Source organism: Hoyosella levis, from assembly GCF_026008515.1.
GTDB lineage: Bacteria > Actinomycetota > Actinomycetes > Mycobacteriales > Mycobacteriaceae > Lolliginicoccus > Lolliginicoccus levis.
The window spans coordinates 105,314-128,397 of sequence record NZ_BQYM01000012.1; the positions used below are offsets into that span (position 1 = coordinate 105,314).

At 69.2% G+C, this 23,084-nt stretch carries 25 protein-coding genes and 1 pseudogene; 10 read left to right on the plus strand and 16 right to left on the minus strand.

What is annotated here, in order from left to right; all coding sequences use genetic code 11:
- The 8 genes from QC765_RS13780 to QC765_RS13815 form a co-directional block, all read right to left on the minus strand.
- Window positions 1–2,120: hypothetical protein (locus QC765_RS13780; RefSeq protein ID WP_278315013.1), on the minus strand; the 2,120-nt coding region annotated here is incomplete at its 3' end.
- On the minus strand, window positions 2,120–2,953 hold the full coding sequence (locus tag QC765_RS13785; RefSeq protein WP_278315014.1) for a DUF8175 domain-containg protein: 834 nt from the start codon (window positions 2,951–2,953) through the stop codon (window positions 2,120–2,122). The genes QC765_RS13780 and QC765_RS13785, both read right to left, overlap by 1 nt.
- Before the next feature lie 23 nt (window positions 2,954–2,976).
- Window positions 2,977–3,822 carry a hypothetical protein gene (locus tag QC765_RS13790; protein WP_278315015.1) on the minus strand — a complete coding sequence of 282 codons (846 nt, stop codon included), beginning with the start codon at window positions 3,820–3,822 and terminating at the stop codon, window positions 2,977–2,979.
- A gap of 124 nt (window positions 3,823–3,946) precedes the next feature.
- Entirely contained in the window at window positions 3,947–4,249 is a 303-nt protein-coding gene (locus tag QC765_RS13795; RefSeq protein ID WP_278315016.1) for a hypothetical protein, read from the minus strand.
- Entirely contained in the window at window positions 4,249–4,548 is a 300-nt protein-coding gene (locus QC765_RS13800) for a hypothetical protein (protein WP_278315017.1), read from the minus strand. Before QC765_RS13800 ends, QC765_RS13795 begins: the two co-directional genes overlap by 1 nt.
- A 19-nt stretch (window positions 4,549–4,567) precedes the next feature.
- Window positions 4,568–5,218 (minus strand): hypothetical protein, encoded by a 651-nt coding sequence (locus QC765_RS13805; RefSeq protein WP_278315018.1) that lies wholly within the window; start codon window positions 5,216–5,218, stop codon window positions 4,568–4,570.
- Window positions 5,219–5,274: 56 nt separating this feature from the next.
- A complete protein-coding gene (locus QC765_RS13810; protein ID WP_278315019.1) occupies window positions 5,275–5,451 on the minus strand; it encodes a hypothetical protein in 177 nt (58 codons plus the stop codon).
- A gap of 113 nt (window positions 5,452–5,564) precedes the next feature.
- On the minus strand, window positions 5,565–5,777 hold the full coding sequence (locus QC765_RS13815; RefSeq protein ID WP_278315020.1) for a hypothetical protein: 213 nt from the start codon (window positions 5,775–5,777) through the stop codon (window positions 5,565–5,567).
- Between the two features lie 415 nt (window positions 5,778–6,192).
- Here QC765_RS13815 and QC765_RS13820 point away from each other — a divergent pair, with 415 nt between their 5' ends.
- From QC765_RS13820 to QC765_RS13850, 7 genes are all read left to right on the plus strand, one after another.
- Window positions 6,193–6,903 (plus strand): helix-turn-helix domain-containing protein, encoded by a 711-nt coding sequence (locus tag QC765_RS13820; RefSeq protein ID WP_278315021.1) that lies wholly within the window; start codon window positions 6,193–6,195, stop codon window positions 6,901–6,903.
- Complete coding sequence (locus tag QC765_RS13825) at window positions 6,872–7,114, plus strand: hypothetical protein (protein ID WP_278315022.1); 243 nt, start codon at window positions 6,872–6,874, stop codon at window positions 7,112–7,114. The genes QC765_RS13820 and QC765_RS13825 overlap by 32 nt, the downstream gene beginning before the upstream one ends.
- Window positions 7,107–7,541, plus strand: coding sequence for an ImmA/IrrE family metallo-endopeptidase (locus tag QC765_RS13830; protein WP_278315023.1), 435 nt, complete (start codon window positions 7,107–7,109; stop codon window positions 7,539–7,541). The genes QC765_RS13825 and QC765_RS13830 overlap by 8 nt, the downstream gene beginning before the upstream one ends.
- Window positions 7,534–8,439, plus strand: a complete 906-nt coding sequence (locus QC765_RS13835; protein WP_278315024.1) for a hypothetical protein — start codon at window positions 7,534–7,536, stop codon at window positions 8,437–8,439. The genes QC765_RS13830 and QC765_RS13835 overlap by 8 nt, the downstream gene beginning before the upstream one ends.
- A 444-nt stretch (window positions 8,440–8,883) precedes the next feature.
- Window positions 8,884–9,216 carry a hypothetical protein gene (locus QC765_RS13840; RefSeq protein WP_278315025.1) on the plus strand — a complete coding sequence of 111 codons (333 nt, stop codon included), beginning with the start codon at window positions 8,884–8,886 and terminating at the stop codon, window positions 9,214–9,216.
- Between the two features lie 292 nt (window positions 9,217–9,508).
- Window positions 9,509–10,648 (plus strand): Replication protein Rep, encoded by a 1,140-nt coding sequence (locus QC765_RS13845; RefSeq protein WP_278315026.1) that lies wholly within the window; start codon window positions 9,509–9,511, stop codon window positions 10,646–10,648.
- 48 nt (window positions 10,649–10,696) lie between these two features.
- Window positions 10,697–11,158, plus strand: coding sequence for a helix-turn-helix domain-containing protein (locus tag QC765_RS13850; protein ID WP_278315027.1), 462 nt, complete (start codon window positions 10,697–10,699; stop codon window positions 11,156–11,158).
- An 82-nt stretch (window positions 11,159–11,240) separates the two neighbouring features.
- Here QC765_RS13850 and QC765_RS13855 read toward each other — a convergent pair whose 3' ends face one another.
- Together QC765_RS13855 and QC765_RS13860 are read right to left on the minus strand one after the other, a co-directional pair.
- Window positions 11,241–11,822 (minus strand): transposase, encoded by a 582-nt coding sequence (locus QC765_RS13855; RefSeq protein WP_278315028.1) that lies wholly within the window; start codon window positions 11,820–11,822, stop codon window positions 11,241–11,243.
- A 46-nt stretch (window positions 11,823–11,868) separates the two neighbouring features.
- The gene (locus QC765_RS13860; RefSeq protein ID WP_309297305.1) at window positions 11,869–12,303 is read right to left on the minus strand and encodes a hypothetical protein; all 435 of its coding nucleotides are present in this window, start codon (window positions 12,301–12,303) and stop codon (window positions 11,869–11,871) included.
- A gap of 750 nt (window positions 12,304–13,053) precedes the next feature.
- Between QC765_RS13860 and QC765_RS16530 the strand changes: the two are divergent.
- Window positions 13,054–13,164, plus strand: a pseudogene (locus QC765_RS16530) (hypothetical protein); the annotation flags it as partial.
- 27 nt (window positions 13,165–13,191) lie between these two features.
- Window positions 13,192–14,553: an N-acetylmuramoyl-L-alanine amidase gene (locus QC765_RS13870; protein ID WP_278315030.1), complete on the plus strand. Its 1,362-nt coding sequence runs from the start codon at window positions 13,192–13,194 to the stop codon at window positions 14,551–14,553.
- Between the two features lie 25 nt (window positions 14,554–14,578).
- On the opposite strand, the gene QC765_RS13875 is transcribed toward QC765_RS13870, so the two are convergent.
- The 6 genes from QC765_RS13875 to QC765_RS13900 form a co-directional block, all read right to left on the minus strand.
- Window positions 14,579–15,286, minus strand: coding sequence for a helix-turn-helix transcriptional regulator (locus tag QC765_RS13875; RefSeq protein ID WP_019290691.1), 708 nt, complete (start codon window positions 15,284–15,286; stop codon window positions 14,579–14,581).
- 156 nt (window positions 15,287–15,442) lie between these two features.
- On the minus strand, window positions 15,443–16,033 hold the full coding sequence (locus QC765_RS13880) for a cadmium resistance transporter (RefSeq protein ID WP_019290692.1): 591 nt from the start codon (window positions 16,031–16,033) through the stop codon (window positions 15,443–15,445).
- A gap of 93 nt (window positions 16,034–16,126) precedes the next feature.
- Window positions 16,127–17,704, minus strand: a complete 1,578-nt coding sequence (locus QC765_RS13885) for a DHA2 family efflux MFS transporter permease subunit (RefSeq protein ID WP_278315031.1) — start codon at window positions 17,702–17,704, stop codon at window positions 16,127–16,129.
- Entirely contained in the window at window positions 17,655–18,185 is a 531-nt protein-coding gene (lspA, locus tag QC765_RS13890) for a signal peptidase II (protein WP_278315032.1), read from the minus strand. The genes QC765_RS13885 and lspA overlap by 50 nt, the downstream gene beginning before the upstream one ends.
- Window positions 18,182–20,146, minus strand: a complete 1,965-nt coding sequence (locus tag QC765_RS13895) for a heavy metal translocating P-type ATPase (RefSeq protein WP_278315033.1) — start codon at window positions 20,144–20,146, stop codon at window positions 18,182–18,184. Before QC765_RS13895 ends, lspA begins: the two co-directional genes overlap by 4 nt.
- Entirely contained in the window at window positions 20,143–20,532 is a 390-nt protein-coding gene (locus tag QC765_RS13900; protein WP_019290696.1) for an ArsR/SmtB family transcription factor, read from the minus strand. The genes QC765_RS13895 and QC765_RS13900 overlap by 4 nt, the downstream gene beginning before the upstream one ends.
- A gap of 115 nt (window positions 20,533–20,647) precedes the next feature.
- On the opposite strand from QC765_RS13900, the gene QC765_RS13905 reads away from it, so the two are divergent.
- Window positions 20,648–22,903 carry an MMPL family transporter gene (locus tag QC765_RS13905; RefSeq protein ID WP_278315034.1) on the plus strand — a complete coding sequence of 752 codons (2,256 nt, stop codon included), beginning with the start codon at window positions 20,648–20,650 and terminating at the stop codon, window positions 22,901–22,903.
- Window positions 22,904–23,084 lie beyond the last annotated feature (181 nt).

A 23,084-nucleotide genomic window follows, 5' to 3' on the forward strand; every position in this document is an offset into this window, starting at 1 on the left:
CCAGCCGCGGCGTATCCGCCGCCATCACCGGACGGTGCCGGTGACGGGCTGTAGTCGCTGGACCCGGAAGGGCCAGCCGCGGCCACCGCGCCTCCCAGCGCACCCGTCATCGCGGCAGTGCCACTGTCACTGCCGCTGGTCCCGAAAGGGGCGGCATCGCCACCACCGGGCATGGAGCCGGACGGGGAAGCGCCGCCGCCCGTGGCACCGTCGCCACCAGCCGAGGGAGCGCTACCGCCACCACCGGGCATGGAGCCCGAGGGGGAAGCGCCGCCGCCTGGCTGCGGGCCACTGCCCTGCCCACCACCTGTCGAGGTCGGGAACGGAGCACCGCCCGCGCCCCGCATGGCCAGCGCGGACAGCCCCGCGCCACCAGAACCGCCACCACTGCTTCCCTGCGGCAGGTAGGCGTTCGACGGCGCGCCGCCCATCTCCTGCGCCTGCTCATCGAGCGCGCGCACCTCGGAGTTGACCGCGCCGACCGCGGCATCCTTGACCGCGCCGACCGCCTGCATGCCCGCCATCGCGGCCATGCCGATAGGACCGGCCGCTGCACCAGCCGCGCCGCCAGCGGCACCACCACCAGCACCGCCACCAGCACCAGCCATTCCGGCCTTGCCGCCACCCGCGGCCGCGAGGCCACCACCAGGAACCGCGCCACCGGCCTCGCCGCCAGCAGCACCACCAGCCTTGCCACCGGTCTTGCCACCACCGGACATGCCCTCGGTCGCCGAGGGAGACCCACCGTGGCCGCCGTGGCCGCCGTGACCGTTCTTCTCCCCGCCGCCAGCGCCGCCGCCCAGCTCGCCGCTGCCGCCCGCGCTGACCTGCTTGGCCGCTTCCTGCGCGCCCTGCATCAGTCCCTGCGCGCCCTGGCCCATCGCCGTCTGCCCCGCGAGGCCACCAGCACCACCACCAGCACCGCCGCCAGCCAGGCCACCAAGCCCGGCACCGGACGGGGAGCCCCCGCCACTGCCACCGGAATCAGGCCCGTTGGCCGCCATGTACGACGAGTGCGCCGTGCCCCCGCCGCCACCGCCGCCAGACATCGCCCCGCGCATCATGCCGCCGGCCATCATCCCGCCCGCGGCACCAGCGAGCATCGAGCCCGCCGAGCCACCACCGAAGCGGACCTGCGCGAAGGAGAACATGCTCATCAGCGCCGGGAGCGCGAGGATGGACATCACGATGATGATCAGCCCGGTGATCACCGTGCGGATCGAGTCCTCCGAGTCCTCGGAGACGAACGCGAAGCCGATCGAGTACACGATGGCCGCGGCGGGCTTGTAGGCCACCAGCGACAGCAGCGGCCCGATGTAGCGCGACAGCCACGACCGGGTCATCGTGCCGAACTGCCCCGCCGCGGCGATGGGCAGCAGCACCGCCAGGATCAGCACCCCGGCCTCGCGCAGGAACGCCAGCAGCCATTGCAGCGCCGCGACGAGCACCAGCAGGATCGCCAGAAGCAGCAGCAGGAACGGCTCGTCGGCGAGCATCTGCCCGAGCAGGGAGTTCTCCATCGCGCGCCCGAAGTCCACCGCGGTCTCGTCCATCAGGTCCGCGGCGAACTCATCGCCGGCATGGATCGCCCCGGTCAGCACGACCAGGCCCAAGGTGGACCACACCACCCAGCGCACCACCCCGAACAGCAGGTCCACCGCGGGCTCCGCGCGGCGGCGCAGCATCAGCGTGATCGCCGTGGCGAAGACGCCGGCCATGATGATGAACCCGACGATGGGCGCGAGCGCCTGTTGCTGGTTGATCACTGCGGAGTCCATCGGATTGATGAACGTCGTGGACAGCCACCAGCCCAGCGACCGGACAAGCACCTCCATGCTGCCCTGCGCCGCCGAGCCCGCCCAGTCCGCGAGCAGCCCCGAGGTCTGCTCGCCCACGATCTCCGTTCCCCGGTCGATGGGGTTCAGCACGGTGTTCAGGCCCGTGCACACCATGCCGAGCCCACCACCCATGCCGTCGCAGGTTTCCTGGAACCCCGCCGTGCCACCGGACGGCTCGCCGGTCGTGGTGTCCTGCGCCGCCGCTGTCCCGGCCACCAGGCCGAGCAGCGCCACGACCGCCAGCACCAGCGCCGCGAGGCGCGAGAGAATCCGTGCAGCCATCACCACCACGTCCAATCGCCCTCGAGGGCCGCAGCCGGAGCGCCCCCGACCAGGCCGTTGAAGTCACGGAGCTGCCAGTCCCCATCGACCCAGTCCAGCTCGAAGCGTGACAGCTCGAAACGTGCATCGTTCGTGCTCAGAGCCGTTTCCACGACAGCGTGGTCAGGACTGAACTCGACCACGCGAACAGCGCGGAAGGGGTAGACGATCTGCGGCAGCGGCGTGCCCTGCCCATCGGGGCCGCGCAGGATCGTCTGGATCATCGCGGCCCGGTCGAGCTCGAACTCACCGGGCTCACCCAGTGCCGCCACGGCATCGCCGCATTGCTCGGGGAACATCGCGGCCCGCCAGTTCAGGTGAGCCGCGGCGGTGATCGCGCCCTGCGCGGTGCGGGCGAACCCCGACGCGCAATGCCCGTCGATCCGGGCCGGTCCCGCGCCCGGCGACACGGGCAGGACAAACGTGCCGAACTGCTTCCAGATCAGCCCGCCCGGCTGCGCCGGGTCCTGCGCGTCCACGCCAGGCTCGCGCAGCTCACCGACCGCGAAGCCCTGCCCCACCGCGTCCGCGGGCGACATCGGCGGCAGCCCGGTCAGCGGCGAGAGCCCGATGGTCTGGTCCTCGTGGTCCAGCTCCATCCCCGCCAGCCGCTCGGCCAGCCCGGCCTCGCCGCCCGCGGGGCCGCTGCCCGCATCCGTGTCCTCGCTGGCCACAGGCCCGGAAGCATCGGTGCCCTCGTCCCCGCCGCCGAGCGCGACCACCGCGAGCAGCACCATCGCCACGACCGCGAGCACCATCACCACGGCCAGGCCCAGCATCATCCGCGGGTCCATCCCGCTTCCCTCGCGCAACCGGCTCATCGGACACGCCCCCACGTCGCGGTGAGCATCCAGAACTGCTCGCCCTGCGCATCGACGATGCCCAGCGACGCGCCCTCGACCGTGGGCGGGCCGGACTCGAGAACGCACTCGAGCGGGAACACCGCCAGCTCGACATGGAACTCGCCCACATCGCGCTGGTAGGGCGCGAGCACCGAGCGGCACTCCCCCGCCTCGATGGGGCCAGCGCCGAGCTGCCCGACGATGGGGCCGGAAGGCACCTCGGTCACGCCCTCGGCCAGCTCCGGGAGCACATCGGCGTATAGCTCTGGGTCCGGGGCACCGTCGTCGCCGCTGAACAGCGGCGCGGGAACATCCGGGATGTAGACCGGGTACTCAGCGCCCGGAGCGTCGGTGCCCAGCACCGCGCCACCAGCGCCACCCGCAGCACCGCCACCAGCCGAGCCAGCGCCACCCGAGGCAGCGCCACCACCACCGCCCGGCAGGGAGCCGGACGGGCCAGCACTGCCACTGCCGGAGGGCAGCGGGACCGGAGCGCCGAGCACCGCGCCCACGGGGCCATCGCTGCCCTCGTCATACGGCGGCAGCGGATTGGCCAAGTCATCGGTCGTGCTGGTGGGCCGGTCCCGCTCGTACAGCGGCGAGCCCAGCCCCGGCGACGACGTCGCCGCCGCCTCGGTCGTGGCGGGGCCGTCGCTCGACGACGCCGCCACCTCGGCGGGCTCATCATCGCTGCCCAGGGCCAGGACGATCACCGCCCAGGTGATCAGGCCGACCAGGCCCGCGCCGACGAGCACCAGGCCCGCGATCATCGCGCGCGGCCCGCGCCCCGAGCCGCCAGGGGATTCGCGCAAGGAAGTCATTACTAGCTCCAATCAGACGGAAAGGAAGTCAGGAGAAAAACGTGGCCCCGGCAAGGGCGGGAAACACCGCGGGGGCGCGGGGCAGCCTGCCCCGCGCCCCCGCCCGCGCCCAGCCAGGCCGGTCCTAGCGCCCGCGGCGCTCGGTGGGATCGGTCCACGACGGGAACACGCCCTTGGCATCGCCGGGGGCGAACCCGCCCGCGGCCGGACCGCGATCATCCCCGTCGCGGTCACGGGCGCGGTCGGTGCTGGTTCCGGGAGCGCGGGAGGCCAGCAGCCACACCGCGCCGATGGCGAAGCCCAGCACCATTGGCACGATGATCGCCCAGGCCGGAAGGCCACCGAGCATCCACGACACCGCCGCCGCGGCGCTGCACGCGCCCCCGAGCAGCACTGCCCCGGCTGGCCCGGAGACCTCGCGGTCCATCAGACAACGCCCATCGCGTCGATCAGCGCGGCCGCGCCACCGATGATCGCCAGGCCACCGAAGACCCAGGGCGCGTGGCCGAGCGCGGACTTGGCCATGTCGGAGCGCCCGCGCACGCCGACCATCATCATGATGGCGATGGCGAACAGCCCGCCGAGACCGGCGATCAGGCCGAACCACTTGGTCCAGCCCAGGGCGGTGTTGATGAAGTCGGGCAGCGAGCCCGGCGGCTGGACCGGGGCAGGGTTGGGGACCTGGGCAAGCAGGTCAGTGGTGGCAGCCAGGGCGAGGATGTCCATCGTGTTTTCTTCCTTCGGATCAGTGGGAGGGCTCAGCGGTCGCTGGCCCGGCTAGGGCGGCTGCCATCGGTGTGCCATCCCCGGTCGGGGATGCAGGCGAGCCATCGGGCGAGGCGGGGCCATCCTGGCCGCTCGCCCCGGTATCGGACGGATCATCGGGGGCCAGGTCCTCGGCCAGGCGCTCGGCGAGCACCTCGCGCGCGGCGACCGACAGCCCCAGCAGCGGGCGCGCCCACCGCAGTGGCCGCTTGCCCGAGGACCGGGCGGCAGCGAGCGCGCCGCGCGGGTCGGAGTGATGCCGCAGGAACTCCACCCACGGCACGGCGAGGATTCCGCAGGTCCAGCCCCGCGCGAGGCGCGCGCGCACCCGCGCATCGAAGGGCCGGTAGCGGGGGGCATCGCCAACGAGGACGAGCAGTGGCTTGCCCGCCAGAGGCGAGAGCCTGCCCAGCGCCGCCTGCGCGGCCACCAGGCCATCCGAGGTCGCTCGCGCGACGAGCACGTCGCAGCCATTGCCCTCGGCGAGCACACCATCATCAATGCCGTCGAGCAGCTCGGCGACCATCGAGGTCCCCACGCCACCCGCGGCACCCGCGACCACCGGGCGGCGCGCGGGCACGACCTGCGGGTCGGCCTGGCCGCGGCGGCGCGAACGACGACGCTTGAGCACAGCAATCTCCTTGCCGGTGGCGGGCCGCGCCGCGGCCCGCCACCCTTGGGGTTGGACTAGAACAGCGGGACGCCACCGAGGCGCAGCAGCAGCGGCGCGACCTGGATCGCCAGGGCGATCAGGTCACCGAGGAAATCTCCCCCGGTCGCGAGCAGGTCGGACTCGGCACCGCCCGAGGGGACCGACGGCTTGGACGGGGTGAAGATCGGTGTGCCGAGGTTTCCTGTGATCATGTGTTCTCACCTCCTCGCGGATGACTCGGGTAGCGGGGCCAGGTGGCCCCGGAAAACGACAACGGGGGCGGGGCGCGCCGCGCGCTCCCCGCCCCCGCCCTGGTGCCGCGCCCCTACAGCGGAAGCGGCAGCGACTGGATCAACGGAGCCAGGCCGGAGGCCAGGTCGATGACCGTCGAGACCAGGTCGAACGCGGCGGCGGAGCCGGTCTCGAACAGCCCGGAACCGGTCTCGATCACGCTCGAGCCGGTCGACGAGCCCGAGTCGAGAAGGGCGGAACCGGAGTCGAGCACGCTCGATCCGGCGTCGATGACGGAGGAACCCATGTTTTGTCACCTCCTTCACAGGTGTCAGGCCCGGCTGGCGGGGCCAGCGCGGGACGCGGGCTCGCGGACCTGGTGGACACCACGATGGGCACACCACTCCGCGCGGACAGCTCCGCCATCGAGCGGACGAACAGCTCGAAGGGGAAACCTGCCGGACGGCACAGTCGCGCCGAACGGGGGGATAGAAGGGGAACTGCAGTCTGGCTCGAGCGTGGCTGGACCACTCCGACTCCCAATGCAAGGTGCAGATCATGCATGTGCAAGTTGCACACACGAAGTACACACCACTGCTTATTGGACTCGCAACTGAGGATGCGGAAAACCTGTAGCGACCTACGTCACTGTCGTGAATGCCGTTTTTCGCCGTGGGGACGTCGGCGTTCATCGCGATCCGGGATGCGTAGGATCACTAAACGTGGCTGAGTGGGATGAGAACGATGCGTGGGAGCGGCTCGCGCTGATCCTGGCCGCTCGCCGCCGGGCAATGGGCTTTACCGCCCAGCGTGACCTCGCGGCGCGCGCCCAGGTGTCGGTGCGGACGATCAGTTCCCTGGAGACAGCGGGCCGGGCGAACTACCGCGACGAGATCCTCTCGCGCATCGAGAACACCCTGGCGTGGCGCCAAGGCAGCATCCGTGCATTCATCGCCACCGGCGTCGAGCCCGAGGAGGAGCCGGCCAGGAAGTCGGCCCGGACGGGCGAGGCTCCTCTTATCTCCACCGCCCCGGTCCTGGTGCCCGTCGATCCCATCCTTGCTCAGATGCAACTGGTCCGTCGGCTGCACGCAATGGTCGACCAGCTCGGTCCTGCGTGCCCCAACGAGCAGGAAGCACGTGACCTGGCTCGCATGTTCGCCCGCAACGTGACACTGCTCGCGGGGCCCTACTTCACGCGCCTCATCGAGCACAACTCCTACCCCGGACAATCCATACATCCGCTGGTAGAGCATATGATCGCGCCCTATATCGACGAGCCGATCCCGCCCGATGCATCACCCGAGCTGCGCACCGAGATGCTGTATCGTCGGTGGTTGGCAGGACGCGCTGCTGCGATCTCGCAGCAGCAGGAGGAAGACTTCTGGCGGCGGTGGAGAGATGCGCGACGAGAAGAGCACAGACCTTTCTAGGACGCGGCAGATCCTCAGCGTGGTCGCGGGATTCGATGTCACCGACGACTACGTGCGCGCCCTCGGCTATGACTCTCCCCAGCTCGCCCGCGTCGTCGATGCCCTGTCCGAGCGCATCCCCGGAACCGCGTTCCGCAGGAACCCCCACGCCCGCGCCACGCCCGATGAGATGCGTGGATTCCTGGATCACTTCGTGCGGCAGAGTGCCTGATAGGCACGACCTCGAGCAGGCCCGCAGGCTAGCCGACGCCGTGCCGCTGAGCCCCCCGTACACCATCGAGCTGATCCTTTCCGAGCTGACCGTGCGCCACGGCACCCCTATCCTGCTGCGCGAGGGCCAGACCGGGCCGTTCTCCGCCTACACCGAGACCACGCGCGAGGCGCACACGATCTACCTGCCCTCCCTCGGGGAGACTCGCGCCCAGACATGGGTCATCGCTCACGAGCTCGGCCACATCCTCATGGGCGACACCCTCGGAGCGGCCATCCCGCACCATCCCGAATCCGAGTCCCGCGCTGACGCTTTCGCCGATCGCCTCGTAGAGCGGCTGGCCGCGCGCCGGCATATCCTGACCAAGCGCCCGCACCTTGGCGAGGCGATGGAAAGGTTCGCACGGGAGCTGGGCATCTATGAGTGAGCATTACCCCGAGTACACCGAGCAGTACCCCGCGGAGTACTGGCAGCAGGTCGCCATCGAGCGCGGCGCGATCACTGGCCTGCTGATCATCTTCCTCGTCGTCAGGCTGCGCCGGCGCGACCGAAGGACCACAGCGGTTACGGGACTGCTCGCCGCGATGATCGCCGCGAGCGCGTTCAACCACCCCTACGTCGCGTTCCCGCTCGACAACCACGTCGCCGAGCTGACCGGTGTCTACAGCATCTCGAACATCCTGATGTGCACCTCGTACTCGCTCGCGGCACTGTTCCTCGCCCGGTACGCCGAGTACATCACCGGGGCCAACCGGTTCAGCCGATTCCACGACATCGGCAATGTCGCGGCGATCGCGGTCATGATCGTGGCGTTCTTCCCTGCCCCAGTGTCGGACCAGACCACCACCGCTGCCCTGACCGGGCATGGATTCTCCGGGTGGCAGCTGGTGTTCGTAGGGGCTTTCGCCGCAGGCATCCTGCTTTCCCTCGGGCGCATGACCGCAGCATCGGCCTTCGGCTTGTGGATCGTGTACTCCCCGACCCTCAAGATCGCTTTCGCCACCCTGCTGGCGGGCTGCATGGCGGGATGGGCGGCGGTCGCGATGACCGCTGCACAGGCCACGGTCGGGTTCGATAATACCCGACTGCGCGGCGCGGCCATCATCGCGGGAATGGCGCTGTTCGGCGCGGCAGCGGTGTGCTTCAAGTGGCAACCAATCGTCGGCAGGTTCGGACGCCTGGCCACGATGCGCTCGTACCTCAAGCGCACCGGCACGCCCCGGCCTCCGCTGCGCGGGCTCTGGATCGCCGCCGCCACGGTGACCGGTTCAGCACGCATGATGACCGATATCGCTGATCGGGCGGCCGCTCGCGCAACGCTCTGAAACACGCACAACTTCGCTCCACTTGCTTATATGGGTAAGCAAGTTGCATACTTGCGCTGGCGGAAGTTGACGCCTCGGAACACCGTTCCTCCGCTTCCGCCGGACAAGGAGGCACAGCATGGCTGGCCGTGGCAGACCCGGTCCCACCGGGCTAGGACCGCGCAAGCTGCTCGCGGTCAAGCTCCACCCTGAACTGAAGGAATCGCTTGCTCAGCAAGCAATCCTGGAATCTCGCTCGGTCACATCGCTGGTGACACAGCTCATCGCCGACTATCTGCAGCTTCCACACCTGACCACCGAGCAGCTCGCCCGCCGCGCGGGCGAGCCCCATGAAACAGCCGTGGCCCCGGTGCGCGAACACCGGGACCACGATGCACGACTGAACTTCTCCAACCACGGATTTCTCCCCCGGCAAGGGGAGGACAGCGAAAGGACGCCGTCGTCATGCAGTGTGCGACTCCCACGATAACCCGCGATACCGGCAGCGCGCGAGGCCACCACGCGCCCCCATGCACCACCCATCCGGCCCACTGGTGGGACCTCACCCAGGGCAGCGGAGCCCAGTGCTGGGCCGCGGCCGCGGCGCTGTGCCAGCAGTGCCCGATCCTCGCCCGGTGCGACCGCATCCGCGCCGAACTGCACGCCACCTACGGCAAGAACGGCGTACGCGGCATGATCTACGCCGGCCGCGCCTACAACCAGCAGGGCCGCGAGATCACCAGCTTCGCCCACATCACCGCCGCCGCGCGGCGGCGCGCCTCATCCACCGCCGCCTAACGGCGTGGAAAAGTGGTGCGGTGGTGGAGCATACGCGCCACCGACGACTGATCACGACCGTCCAGGAGGACACCAGCACCACCCCAGACAACAGCAAAGCCCCCGCTAAGGGGCGGGGGCTTGGAAATAGCTGATGTGAACCGAAGCGCCAACTTCGACTCACGGAGGCCCTAGCTAAAGGACCGGAATGCTTCGCGGCATCTCCGAGGGTAGCCCATACCCTCATCCCCGGGCAACGACATGCCCGAACGACACGCGCATCGATCACGCGATGCTGGCGTCGCGCCCATCAATGCTCGACGGTATTGGCCCGCGCGCATACCAGGGCGTGCCCTGCTGGCGCTCGCGGACATCCTGGCTGATCGCCGCCACGACCGCCTACCACCTGCGCTACCTGCGCCTCGAGCGCGAGCTGCGCGCCACCCACGGCGGCGGCGGCATCACCATGCCGACCTTCCTCGCCATCGCCCGAGCCCTCTCCGAGGCTGCGGACGGAACCACCGGCCGCAACGCCTGCACCTCCAACGCCATCATCGCCACGGCCACCGGCTACACCGCCAAGACCGTCCAGCGCGCCAAATGGCTGATCCGCCGGCTCGGGCTCGGCACCATCGTGTTCACCGGCCGCAGGCTCACCCTCGCCGAGCGCCTCGCCAAGTGGGCACGCGGCAGCACCCAGCGCGGCCTCGCCTCGATCTGGGCCCTGCACGAGCCACCACCGCCCGCCCCGCAGTGCAACCCGCCCTACCGGCCCCCCGAAACCCCAGGCACACAAGCCATGTCGCCCCTCCCCGAAGGGGTAGAGAAACCATCGAATTCTCACCCTGGTACCTCATCACCTACCGGCAAGCCGGTAGCAGCCAGAAATCCCCCCGGCCCGAGAAGCCATCAGAGAGATGCTCTAGCGGCTGGGCTTGCGTTAGGTCGGCGGTGGAGATCGGATCCTGGATCGCCGGTATGGGCCCGCCAGCACAGCCCCCGTGCATGGGCCAGGCTCCTCGACTCGCCAGCCCGTCACGGCTGGACCGTCGACGACCTCAACGCCGCCATCGGCGACTGGGCACGATCCGGCCACCACTTGCCAGCAAGCCCCCACAAGCCCATCGGGCTGCTCGGCGCCATCCTCGCTGCCACGCCGCTCGCGCCCACGCCCACCCAGGCTCGCCATGCCGCCACCGCCGAGGCCCGCGACCGCCGCGCCGCCATCGATGCCTGCCCCCGCTGCGACCACAACGGCATGGCCGAGACCCCCCACGGCGCGATGCTGCGCTGCACCCACTCCCCCGACCAGCCGCTCCCCCGCGGCCCCCAGCGCGAGGAGCAGCGCAGCACCCCCGCTCACCGTGAAGCGATGCGCGCCCAGCTCGCCGAGCAGCTCGCCCGCAAGGGGGCGAACCAGTCAAGCCCAACCCGCCATTGCACTTATAAGTGAAAGTTCGGTATCGTGGGGAACGACATCGCAGCCAAGGAGACACCCACCATGAGCACGACCGTTGACCGCGGAGCAGGAATCCACCTCTCGCTGACCGACGACGAGCTCGCCCAGGCCCGCCGCTTCGCTACAGCCTCCGCCGACCACTCCCCCGCGGCCCTCGAGATCACTGCCCGCTTCAGCGACGGCGCATCGATCCCCCTGCCTCCCGAGCTCGCCCACATCGTTGGCCAGGTCGTCGCGGCGATGAGCCGGGGAGGCACCATCACCATCGGGACGATCCCCGAGGAGCTGACCACCACCACCGCCGCAACGATGCTCGGCATCTCCCGGCCTACCCTGATGAAACTGATCGAGCGCGGCGAGCTCCCCGCCCACAAGGTCGGCAGCCACACCCGGCTCAGCTCCAAAGATGTTCTCGCGCGCCAGGAGCAGCAGCGGCAAGCCCAGCTGCGCGCCTTCGAGGAGCTTCGCGATCTCGAGGACACGCTCGGCCTCGACCGCGACTGACACGCCCGATCGACACAGCCGCGACTACCTGGGGTCGCCGTAGTATTGGCCGAATTTCGGGCGGATATGGCGTCGCTGCTGGTCAGTGGGTGCGGGAAGTGCCGGGGCCGATGAGGCTGGTCAGTTCGCGCATGGCCTGGGGTGCGGGTTTGAAGTAGCGGCGCAGGTTCTCGGCCTTGCGGTGGCGTGACTTGGCCATGAGTTCGAGCAGGCTTGCGCCGGATTCGCCGAGGTGTGTGAGGCCGGAGTGGCGGAGTTCGTGGAGGTCCCATCCGGTGCCGGGGCCGTCGGTGGCGGTGGCGGCGTCGAGGAGGTCGCGGGCTTGGTCGTAGGACAGCCGCGCGTGTTCGGTGTCGGGGCACAGGTCGCGGTCGGCGAGGTATTTTCCGGGTCCGGGTCGGCGGTGGGTGAGGAATACCGGCCCGTGGGTGCGGCCGCGGAGCAGCCGGATCCGTTTCCGGGCTTCGCGCAGCTCGGCGTTCTCACTGGCGGTGGTTCCGGGCTTGACGCCGTCCTCGACGTCGGCGGCCTTCATCCAGTTCGCCAGGCAGGACTCGCTGATCCCGAAATCGGCGGCGATCTGCTTCAGTTGCTGACCGGGCTCACGGCCACGGGCAACACGGACGACGTCGTCACGGAACTCTTTGGGATACGGCTTCGGCACAGGGCACATCCTTCCAGCAGTGCCTTGCGGCACCACAGATCAGATGTCACCTATCCGTGCAGCAGTCCCGGATCCCGATCTTGTGGCTGGCGTAGTGGGCCAGGGTGATCCCGAGGTCGGCGACCAGGACCGCGATCAGCACCTGCATCACGAACGGCCAACCGTGCGGCCAGATCCCGTCGCCGGGAATGAGCGCGGCCAGAGCGGGGATGGCGGCGACGCTGGCCAGGATGAGGGTTTCGTTGACGAAGCCGTGGACGGTGTCGCGGCCGGTGTCGCCGTGAGAGGCATTCCAGGACACCTGATACGGCAGCACGCGTTCGGCGGTGAACGACACCGCGACCGCGACCCCGAGCAGGGCGATCAACCAGGCCTTGTGGGCGCCGCCGGCGGCCACGGCGATACCGACACCGTTGATACCGAGCAGCATGAACGGTGCGTAGCCGTAGCGGATGAGTGGGCGGGCGAGCAGCGTGGACATGGATTCAGCCTCGCGCTCAGGCGCGGAAGGGGCTTGAAGAAACCGGCTGACTTCGCCTCGCCGAGTGGCGGCCGAGGTGGAGGTCATCGCAGGGCAGGACCTGACCGGCGGCGGCCAATGGCCCGGGTGTCGCACCGAATGTCAGCTACACCCCGGCTACAGTCTCGAGTAACCCTTCATGCTTGGGGTGGTTGTGGTTGGTGTGATCGGTGGTGCGGTTCGGGTTGTGGAATGCGGACCGGCCGCCGCGGTTTCTACCGAGGTAGGAGTACTGGTGCCGAACTACGCCCGCAAACGAACCATAACGCTTCCCCTGGTCGCGGTCGCTGTGGTCGCGGCGCCGGTCGTGGCCGGTTTCCTCGGTGGAGGGGGTCAGTACCGGTTCTCCAACGACAGCGGTCCGGGCCAGCGTGCGCAGACCAGGACCGCTGTGGTCGCGCTGTCGGAGTTTCCGACGGCGGTGGTGGCGTTGCGTGAGCTGGCCGGGATGCCGTTGCCGGACCTGCGGGTCGGTGATCTTGCGGTGGTCCCGGGTGCGCCACCGCTACCGGAGGGTTCGCGGGTCGGGCCGATCGGTTTCATCGCCGGCGAGGGAGCCGCGCCGATCTCGGCCCGGACACCGGCGTTGGATGCCGGCGTGGTGCCCGAGCAGTTGGCCGATCGAATCGGAGCGCAGGTCACCGAGCTCACTCACCGGGGTCGTTTCAGCATGATCGGTTTGACAGCGCCGGACTTGGGGGCATCACCACGATGGTGCGAGCCCGCCAACTCGATGGTTCCTGGGGTCCGTGGTTCCAGGCCGGGACCGACGACAGTGTTGCGGCCCGTCGCCCGGGCCCGGGACGCGTGCAGGGCAGTGAACCTGTCTATGTCGGCGACACTGACGCGGTGCAGATCCTGAGTACCCGCGGGCCTGCTGAGGCAGGTCTGTCCGAACCTCAGGGGCCGAGCGCGATCACGGGGCCCGAGCGACTCGGTTCCGCGACCACGCAGCTGTCGGCGGTGTTGCTCGATCCAGGCCGCGACGAGGGGGATCTGTCGGCGATTGCGGCACCGCTGGCAGGTGGCGGGCCCCGGGTGATCAGCCGGGAGCAGTGGGGCGCCGACGAGTCGCTGCGCTGTGAGGACCCGACCTACGACGACGGCCTGGGCGGGATCGTGGTGCACCACACCGCGGGACGCAACGACTACAGCAAGGCCGAGTCGGCGGCGATCGTGCGCGGCATCTACGCCTACCATGCCGAAACGCTGGGGTGGTGCGATATCGGCTACCACGCGCTGGTGGACAGATACGGTCAGATCTTCGAGGGGCATTTCGGCGGTTTGGACCGGCCCGTGCAGGGCGCGCACACCGGGGGGTTCAACGAGAACACCGCCGGGGTGGCGTTCATGGGTAACCACGAATCCGAAGAACCGTCCCAGGCGGCGATCACCGCGATGGGGCAGTTCATCGGGTGGCGCGCGCGTGTCGCGGGATTGGATCCCCGAGGGACCACCACCATGATCTCTGAGGGCACCGAATACACCCCGTACGGCGAGGGCGAACAGGTGCAGCTGCCGGTGGTGTTCTCCCACCGCGATGTCGGTAACACCACCTGCGCCGGTGATGCTGCGTATGCGCTCATGGATCGTATTCGTTCCATCGCGGCGGGTACGAGCCCGGGTGCGGGGCCCGGGCAAGCTCCGGGCGGCCCGGACTCGTCTGCGGTGCCCGATCCCGATGCTGATGCCGATGTGTCGACGTTGGCGGCGCTGACGGGCAAATTGTTGGATTTGGTCGACCGCAGTGTGCTGGCCCGGTACTGGGTCGATACCGGTGGACCGCAGGGGCGGCTGGGGCCGGCCGCCTCGGAGCTGGTGTTCACCGCCGACGGCGCACAGCAGGCCCGATTCGTCCACGGTTATCTGTTCCAGGCTCCCGACGGTCGGGTCTACGAAGTTGCCGGGCGCATCGGGCAACGGTTTGCCCAGCTCGGCGGGAGCGACGGCGTGCTGGGTGCGCCACGCAGCAACGAGTACCCCGTGCCCGGTGGTGTGCGGGTCGATTTCGATCGCGGATCGTTGGTGTTCAACCGGGAGACCGGTGTCGTCACCACGTTCGGACCACCCCAACCGGATCCCGATCATCCGACGCCCTCGACTACGTCCGCTGAAATTCCACCAGCACCTGCACCCGTAGCCGCGGAGGCTGTACCGGCACCGCCTCCAGCGTCCACCGGCTCGGCCGAAACTGCGCCGAGTCCACAGTGAGGTAGTCCGCACGTCGCGAGCAGCGCTATGCGGTGGTGGTTCGGTCACGCACTGGTGGCGGCCGCCATCCGGTGGCGGTCAGCGCTTCGGTCGGTGAGATGCCGATCAGGTCGCGGCAGGTGCGGGTGAGGTGGGCGCTGTCGGCGAATCCGGCTGTGTGCGCGGCCTGGGTCAGGGATCCGCCGTCACGCACCACGGTGAAGCCGAGCTGCAATCGTACCCACCGCCGCCACGCCACATAGGGCAGTCCGACCTGGGCGGTGAAAATGTGCGAGAGGCGACTCGCCGACATCCCGATGTCGGCGGCGAGTTCGCTCAGCGGGGGTGGCCCTCCCACCCACTCGGTTGCCCGGCGCAGTGCCTCGGCTACGACCGGATGCGAGGACCGGCGCGCCGGGACGCCGGCGGACGCAGGTGGCGCGGGTGCGGTGACGCTGACCCAGGTTGTGGATGCCTGGCGAGGTTGCTCGCCCAGTCGGGCCAGCGCTGCGTGAGCGGTCGTGCTGTCAGGGTCGAGGAAGGCGAGGAATCCGCTGGTGCCGGGTTCGGTGTGGACCTGGTGGACCACCCCGGGTGGGATGATCGCTGTGACAGCGGGGATGGTGTGTCCGGTCGCGTCGGTCAGGATTAATCGTCCGCGTGCGACGAAGAGGACTTGCACGGCGGCGTGGGCGTGGGCAGGCGCGTCGCCGATGTCGCCGGTGAATGTCATGAGCCCGGGAGTCAGGGACACCCCACCGGACCAGCGCTGCCCGGCAGCCCTCACCTCCGCACCGCCCGTTGATGGCGGCGTCGGAGCAGCGATCGGTAATTCGGGCGCGGGGTCAGGCAAGTCACGGTGCCGCCCTTCTGGCGTGGTGATCTGGTTTGTGCGGACACGGAGTGTGCGTCAGAGGCCGAAGGCGCCGCCGCTGACGAGGATGACGATTCCGAGAACGATCAGCACGAGCGGGAACAGGATGTGTTCCCACCGTTCCAAGATCTCGGCAATAGTGCTGCGGGTGGTGAGGAACTTCGCGGTGATCACCAGCACCCCGACCAAGAGCAGGAACACGACCGAGTAGGCGATGATCGCTGCGGTCCCGACGGTGGCGAAGACCGGGACGTAGACGCCGATGTTGTCGCCGCCGTTGGCGAAGGTCACCGCCGCCACCGTCCAGACCGCGACCTTCTTGCCCTCGAACCGGTCATCGTCGTCGCCGTTGTTGCGCCATGCTCTCCAGGCGGCGAGCAGACCGAGCAGCAGAGGAATGAGCCCGAAGTAGGCGATGGCTTCTTCGGGCAGCAGCGCCGTGACTCCGAGCGCTACGAGGACCGACGCGGCGAGGATCGCTCCGAAACCGAGATATTGTCCGGTCGCGATGGCGGCCGTTGTTCCGCGGGTTCCCGCGCCGCGGGCGAAAAACAGCGAAAGCACGATGATGTCGTCGATGTTGGTCACCAGGAAGAGTCCGATGGCCTGCAGGATCGAGGTAACCATTCCGGCGGATGCCCTTTCTCGGGGAGTGCACTGCTGTCCGGCTGCCACGCGGTTGTGTCGCGTGCCGCAGCCGCTGTCAAGGAAGTGGCTATTTCAGTTTCGATCACGCGCCGGTGATGTCGGCGCGGGCGCAGGAGTGTGGTTGGGGAGTTTGGCGGCGATGGCCGCGGCCAGTAGTGCGCTGATGGCGGCGCTGGCGAGGAACACTGCGGACATGGCGTGGCTGTAGGCGTGGGCGCTGGTCGCGGCCAGATCGGCGCCCGCTTGGCCGGGAATCCGGGTCGCGGCCAGTTGTGCTCCGGCGATGTTGTCACGCGCCGCGCTGACTACTGGTTCGGGCAGGCCGCTCAGGTGGGGGTCGAGGTCGCGGGTGTAGGTGACGGTGAGCAGGGTGCCCAGGATGGCCACGCTGAACGCCGCACCGACCTGTCGAATGTCCATCAGCAACCCAGCTCCTGCCGCGCTGCGGTGCTCGGGCAGGCTCGCCATGACCGCATCGACAGCTGGCGCCAACGCCAGCCCGGCACCTAGGCCCACGGTCGCCAGGCACGCCGCGACGAAGCCGTAGCCGGAGTCGACGGTGATGCGGGATGCGAGCACGAATCCTGCCGCGGCGATCACCATGCCGATGATGATCGGGATTTTGGCGCCGAGTCGGGTGACGATTTTGTCGACGGCGGCTGCGGCGATGATGATCGCCAGCACCAGAGGCACTAAGCGCAGGCCGGTGCCGAAGGCGTCGTGGTGGCGCAGGATCTGCAGGTATTGCGGCAGCACGAACAGCACGCCGACCAGGGTGAAGGTGCCTGCGGTTGCGGCCAGGGTAGGCCAGGTGAAGGCCGGATTGGTGAACAGTGCCAGATCGACCAAGGGGTCGCGGGCACGGCTTTCCCACACCAGAAATCCCGCGATCAGCCCCACACCGGCTGCCAGAGCCGCGAGCACGACGGGATCGGTCCACCCGTACGCGGGAACCTGGATGATGCCGAATACCAGCGACGCCGTACCGGGCACGGCGGTGAGGATCCCGAGCCGGTCCAGCGGCGGTGCGTGCGGGTCGACCGATTCGGGCAACAGCACCGCACAGGTGATCAGGGCGGCGACACCGACCGGGACGTTGATCAGAAACACCGAGCCCCACCAGAAATGCTGCAACAGCCAGCCACCGACGATCGGCCCCAGCGGCAACCCGACACCCAACGCGCCGACCCATACCGCGATCGCGCGACGGCGCTGGTCGGGGCCGAACAGGGTCGGCAGGATCCCCAGCGACAGCGGGACGATGATCGCCGCGCCGATGCCCATGACCGCGCGGGCGGCGATCAGTGAGCCGGTGGACCCGCTGAAAGCGGCCCAGGCCGAGGCGGCGACGAAGGCGACCAAACCTATCAGCAGCAGCCGTTTGCGGCCGTAGCGGTCACCGAAGCCGCCGGCGGGCAGCATGAGCGCGGCGAAGACCAGGGTGTAGGCGTTGACGATCCACTGCAACTGGGTGGTGCTCGCGCCGAGGTCTTGGGCCAGGGTGGGCAGGGCGACGTTGAGGACCATCAGGTCCAGCCCGACGGTGAGCAGGGCGACGACCAGCGCCGCCAGCCCTGCCCACCGACGTGACGGGCCCGGCTCAGTCCCGGTTGTCGGCGTGGTGTTCGGGTGAGAGTTGTTCTCGCTCATCGGAGTTTCCGATCAGAGTGGCGATGATGAGGGCGGTCGCGCCGAGCACGATGAAGGTGTCGGCGAGGTTGAAGGTGGGCCACCAGCCGGTGTGCAGGTAGTCGGTAACCACACCGTCGGGGAACCGGTCGATCACGTTGGCAACCGCGCCGCCCAGGATCGCGGCGAGCGCGACGCGAGTGAGCAGGTTCGCTCGCGGCGCGACCACCCATCCGCCGACCGCGACCGCGGTGGTGATCACCGTGGTGAGGGTGAGCATCACCCAACTGGGTGCGTCGGCGGCGATCGAGAACGCGGCGCCGGGGTTGAACGCCAACCTCAGGTCCACCGGACCCGCCTCGATCGGTGCCCCGGCCAGCGTGGTCTGCGCCCACGCTTTGAGCGCGAGGTCGATACCGGCCAGCGCGGCCGCGGCAGCCACCCACCGCAGTCGCCGCCCCCACCGCGACACGGTGGGAGCAGACGACGCGGTGGCGGTCACGCGGGTGCTCCGGCCAGTACCGGTGCGGGCTTGGCCGCCGAATCGGGCAGCGAGGCCAGGGGTTTGGTGCGTCCGGCGCGGACACCGTTGGCGATGACGACGATCTCGGCGAGTTCGTGCACCAGCACCACCGCCGCCAACCCGAGAATCCCGAACAGCGCGAGCGGGATCAAGATCGTGATCAACCCCAACGACAAACCGACGTTCTGCAACATGATCCGGCGAGCCCGACGAGCGTGCTCGAGAGCCCGCGGCAGGTGCCGCAGGTCCTCACCCATCAACGCCACATCCGCGGTTTCGATAGCGACATCGGTGCCCATCGCCCCCATCGCCACACCCAGGTCGGCAGTCGCCAGTGCGGGGGCGTCGTTGACGCCGTCGCCGACCATCGCGGTGAAACGCCCCTTGCGCAGGTCGGCGACGATGCGGGCCTTGTCCTCCGGACGCAGATCCGCGTGCACGTCTTCGATCCCCGCCTCAGCGGCCAAAGCGGCGGCGGTGCGGACGTTGTCACCGGTGAGCATCGAGACCCGGATTCCCAGCGCGTGCAATCGGTCGATGACCTCGTGTGCCTCGGGCCGCAGTTCGTCGCGCACAGCGATCGCACCGATCACCTGGCCGTCGAGCTCGATCAGCACCGCGGTCGCCCCCGCGTGCTGCATCCGTTCCACATCGGCGGCCAGAACACCCGGTTCGATCCAACCCGGACGGCCCAGCCGCGCCCGACGCCCGTCGATGCGGCCGGTCAACCCGGCGCCGGTGACCGCCTCGACGTCGGTGGCGGGAGCGACGGTCTCGACGGCGGCGAGGATGGCGCGGGCGAGGGGATGTTCGCTACGCGATTCCAGCGCCGCGGCGACAGCGAGCACTGTGGCCTGCTCGGCGCCGGTGACGGCCGAGATCTCGACGACTGCAGGCTGGTTCGCGGTCAGCGTGCCTGTCTTGTCGAGCGCGACCTCACGCACCCGACCCATCGCCTCGAGTGCGGCACCGCCCTTGACCAGCACGCCCAGCTTGCTCGCCGCGCCGATGGCGGCGACGACGGTGACCGGCACCGAGATCGCCAGCGCGCACGGCGAGGCCGCGACCAGCACCACCAGCGCACGTTCGATCCAGGTGACCGGATCCCCGAAGAGCGCGCCGATCACCGCGATGGCGGCGGCGGCGATCATGATGCCGGGCACCAGCGGTTTGGCGATCTTGTCGGCCAAGCGTTGAGCGTCGCCCTTGCGGGCCTGCTCGGCCTCCACGATCCGCACGATCCGCGCCAGGGAGTTGTCCTCAGCGGTCGTGGTGACCTCGACGGTCAGCACACCGGTGCCGTTGATCGACCCGGCGAACACCTCCGCCCCCGGCCCGGCTTCCACCGGTACCGATTCGCCGGTGATCGCCGAAACATCCAGCGCGCTACGCCCGTCGACGATCACCCCGTCGGTCGCCACTCGCTCGCCGGGGCGCACGAGCATCTGGTCCCCGACGCGCAGCTCCGCTGGGCTGATCACCATTTCGGTGCCCTCGCGTAGCACGGTGGCCCGGTCCGGTACCAGGTTCAACAGCGCGCGCAGCCCGCGGCGGGTGCGCGCGACCGCGTACTCCTCGAGGCCCTCGCTGATGGAAAACAGAAACGCCAGCATGGCGGCTTCGCCGACCTCGCCGAGGATCACCGCGCCGATCGCGGCGATCGTCATCAGCGTGCCGACCCCGATCTTGCCCTTGGCCAACCGTTTGAGCGTGGATGGGACGAAGGTGTAGGCACCGACGAGGAGCGCGGCGATCTCCAACCCCAACTCGACGGCGCGCGGGCCGCCGGTCCAGCCGACGATCAGTGCCGCGACCAGCAGCACTCCGGCGACCGCGGCGGCGCGCAGTTCGCTGACTTCCCAGAGCTTTTCGGGTTCGCGTTCCTCGGCCTCGCCGTCACCGGCGGGTTCGTCGTGGCCGCAGCCGCATGCGTCGCTCATGCTCGCACCTCCGCGCTCTCCGTCTCGGTGGTGGAGTCGGTGCCGTAGTTCGGGCACAACGCCACCGCATTGCCTGTCGCCGCGAGCAAGGTCTCTGCCGAGGCGAGTAGGTCCATCAACTCCGGGCGGGCCAGGCTGTAGAACACCTGCCGCCCTTGCGGACGCCCCACGACCAGCCCGCAGTCGCGCAGGCACGCCACATGCGCCGACACCGTCGACTGAGCCAGTCCGAGCCCGGCCATCAGGTCCGAGACCCGCGCTTCCCCGCACGCCAACCGGTGCACGATCGCCAACCGTGTCGCATCGGAGAGGCTGTGGAACAGTGCCACCGCCGGATCCAACCCCTGCGTCTCGACGAGGCAACCCCCGCCATCATTAATCGCCATAAAGCGATGATAGCTGCGAAACCTATTGATATCGAGTGAGAGTGTGATTAATCTCGTTTCAACGATTACATCGCGATATGGCGATCAATTCGTGGTCGCTACCGAGGGAGAACGCGTGAACCAGCAGAAGTCCGCCGTCGTCGAGAACTCGCCTCAGCAACCATCGCCGCCGGGCTCGCCCGGAGTGCTGTATCGGTGGGGCGTTCTGATGGCCCGGCGCAGACGTGCGGTCCTGGCGGTCTGGGGACTGCTGCTGGTGGTGTGCGCGGTGGCCTACCCGCTGCTCGAGAACCGGCTCGGTGCGATGGACTTCGGTGTCGAGGGCTCGGAGTCCACCGAGGTGGATCGCCTGGTTGCCCGGCACTTCCCGCAGTTCGGTACGGAACAGGCGGTCATCGTGCTGCAATCTGGCGCGGTCACCGCCACCGACGCCGAGTTCCGTGCAGCGGTGGCTCGCACGATCACCGTCGCCACCGCGGTCGAGGGCGTGGTCGAGGTCGTCGGCCCCTACGACGGGCTGCCCGGATCCCAGATCTCGGCCGACGGTCACGTCGCGATCGCGCTCGCCGGCATGGACGGCGACATGGCCGAACGCGCGAGAGTCGCGCGCGACCTGCAAGACGCCATCGCCACCACCGGCGACGATTCCATCGACGTGGGGGTCACCGGGTACTCGGCGGTACAGAACGCGGCCACCGAACTGCAGAACGCCGACCTGGCCCGCGCCGAGGCAATCGGCATCCCGGTCGCGCTGGTCCTGCTCGTCCTCGCGCTCGGCGCCCTGGCCGCGGCGGCGGTCCCGATCGCAGTGGCCATCGCCGGGATGCTGACCGCGATCGGAGTGTTGTTCACCCTCACCACTGTGACCGCGTTCGATTCGCTGACCGTGGCCATGGCCATCATGGTCGGCCTCGGCGTCGGTATCGACTACGCGATGTTCATCGTCAGCCGCTTCCGCGAAGAACTCACCCACCACACCGTCGCCGACCACGCCGCGATCTCCGGCGCCGTCGGCCGCTCCCTCGCCACAGCAGGCAAAACGATTCTGGTCTCGGGCCTGGTGGTGATGATCTCGCTGTGCGCGTTGATCATCATCCAGGCACCGATCTTCCGTGGCATCGCCATCGGCGTCGCCACCGCCGTCACCAGCATGCTCGCCGTCGCCGTCACCCTGCTACCCGCCCTGCTCGCAGCTTTGGGCCCGGCTGTCAACCGCGGCAGTCTCCCGGCCCGCTGGCGCCCTGCCGACAGCGCCACCGACACTTCGGGCGTTGTCGGTGGTCGCTGGGCGCGCTGGGCGTATCTCGTCATGCGCCGACCCGTCCTCTTCGGCACCGCGGCCGCAGCGGTGCTGGTCCTCGCCGCGCTGCCGGTATTCGGGATCCGCTACGGCCTCGACATGGGTACCACCGCCCTCGACAGCACCCCGACCGGACGCGCCAGCACCGCATTGACCACCAACTTCTCGCCCGGAGCACTCTCCCCGGTCGAGATCATCGCCACCGGCCCCGGCGACACCCCACTCACCGCAGACGCCGCAGCACGGGTCAACCGATTCTTGACCGAGATCGACGGCGACGCCCGCATCGACACCGTCCTGCCCGCCCAGCTCAATGACGGTCGAATGCTGGCGATGGCGATCCCCTCGGTCACCTTCGACTCGATGGCCGCCACCGACCTCATCCGCGACCTGCGCACCACAGCCGCCGACGCGACCGAAGCCGAGATCCGCATCGGCGGCAGCACCGCCGAATTCGTCGACCTCTCCGACGAAATGACCACCAAACTGCCGCTGGTCGTAGCCTTGGTGCTGACCGCCTCGCTGGTCTTCCTCATCGCCGCTTTCCGCAGTATCGCCTTGCCCCTCAAGGCCATCGCGATGAACCTGCTCGCCACGGGCGCCGCCCTCGGTATCACCGTCGCGGTGTTCCAGTGGGGTCTGGGCGAGAACGTCCTCGACTTCACTAGCCCCGGATTCGTGCAGGTCTACCTACCCACCGTGGTGTTCGCGCTACTGTTCGGGCTCTCGATGGACTACGAGGTGTTCCTGATTCGTCGCATCCGCGAATACTGGGACGCCAGCGGCGACAACCAGCGCGCCGTCGCGGCGGGGCTCACTCACACCGCGCGGCCGATCACCGCGGCCGCCGCGATCATGATCGCCATCTTCGCCAGCTTCGTCACCGCCGACATCCTCGAACTCAAACAACTCGGACTCGCCCTCGCGGTTGCGGTAGCCATCGACGCCGTCCTGATCCGCCTCGTACTCGTCCCGGCCCTCATGCGCCTGCTCGGCAAGTGGAACTGGCGGCTGCCCACCCCCGGCGTCCGGTTTACCACCGACACCCATGCAATCGAGGAACGCCGCTGAACCACGCGGCGATCACGATCTGACACGGCGATCACGACAGGTTGTATGCAGGCACTGGCCGCCCACCGAACCCGCACCGCCCAGGCACCATCCCCAGCGACAACGGGCGTTCCCCCCGAGATATGGACACCAATACCTATGCGGCGGAAGTCATCATAGTCGATCTCTGCTCGAACTCGAT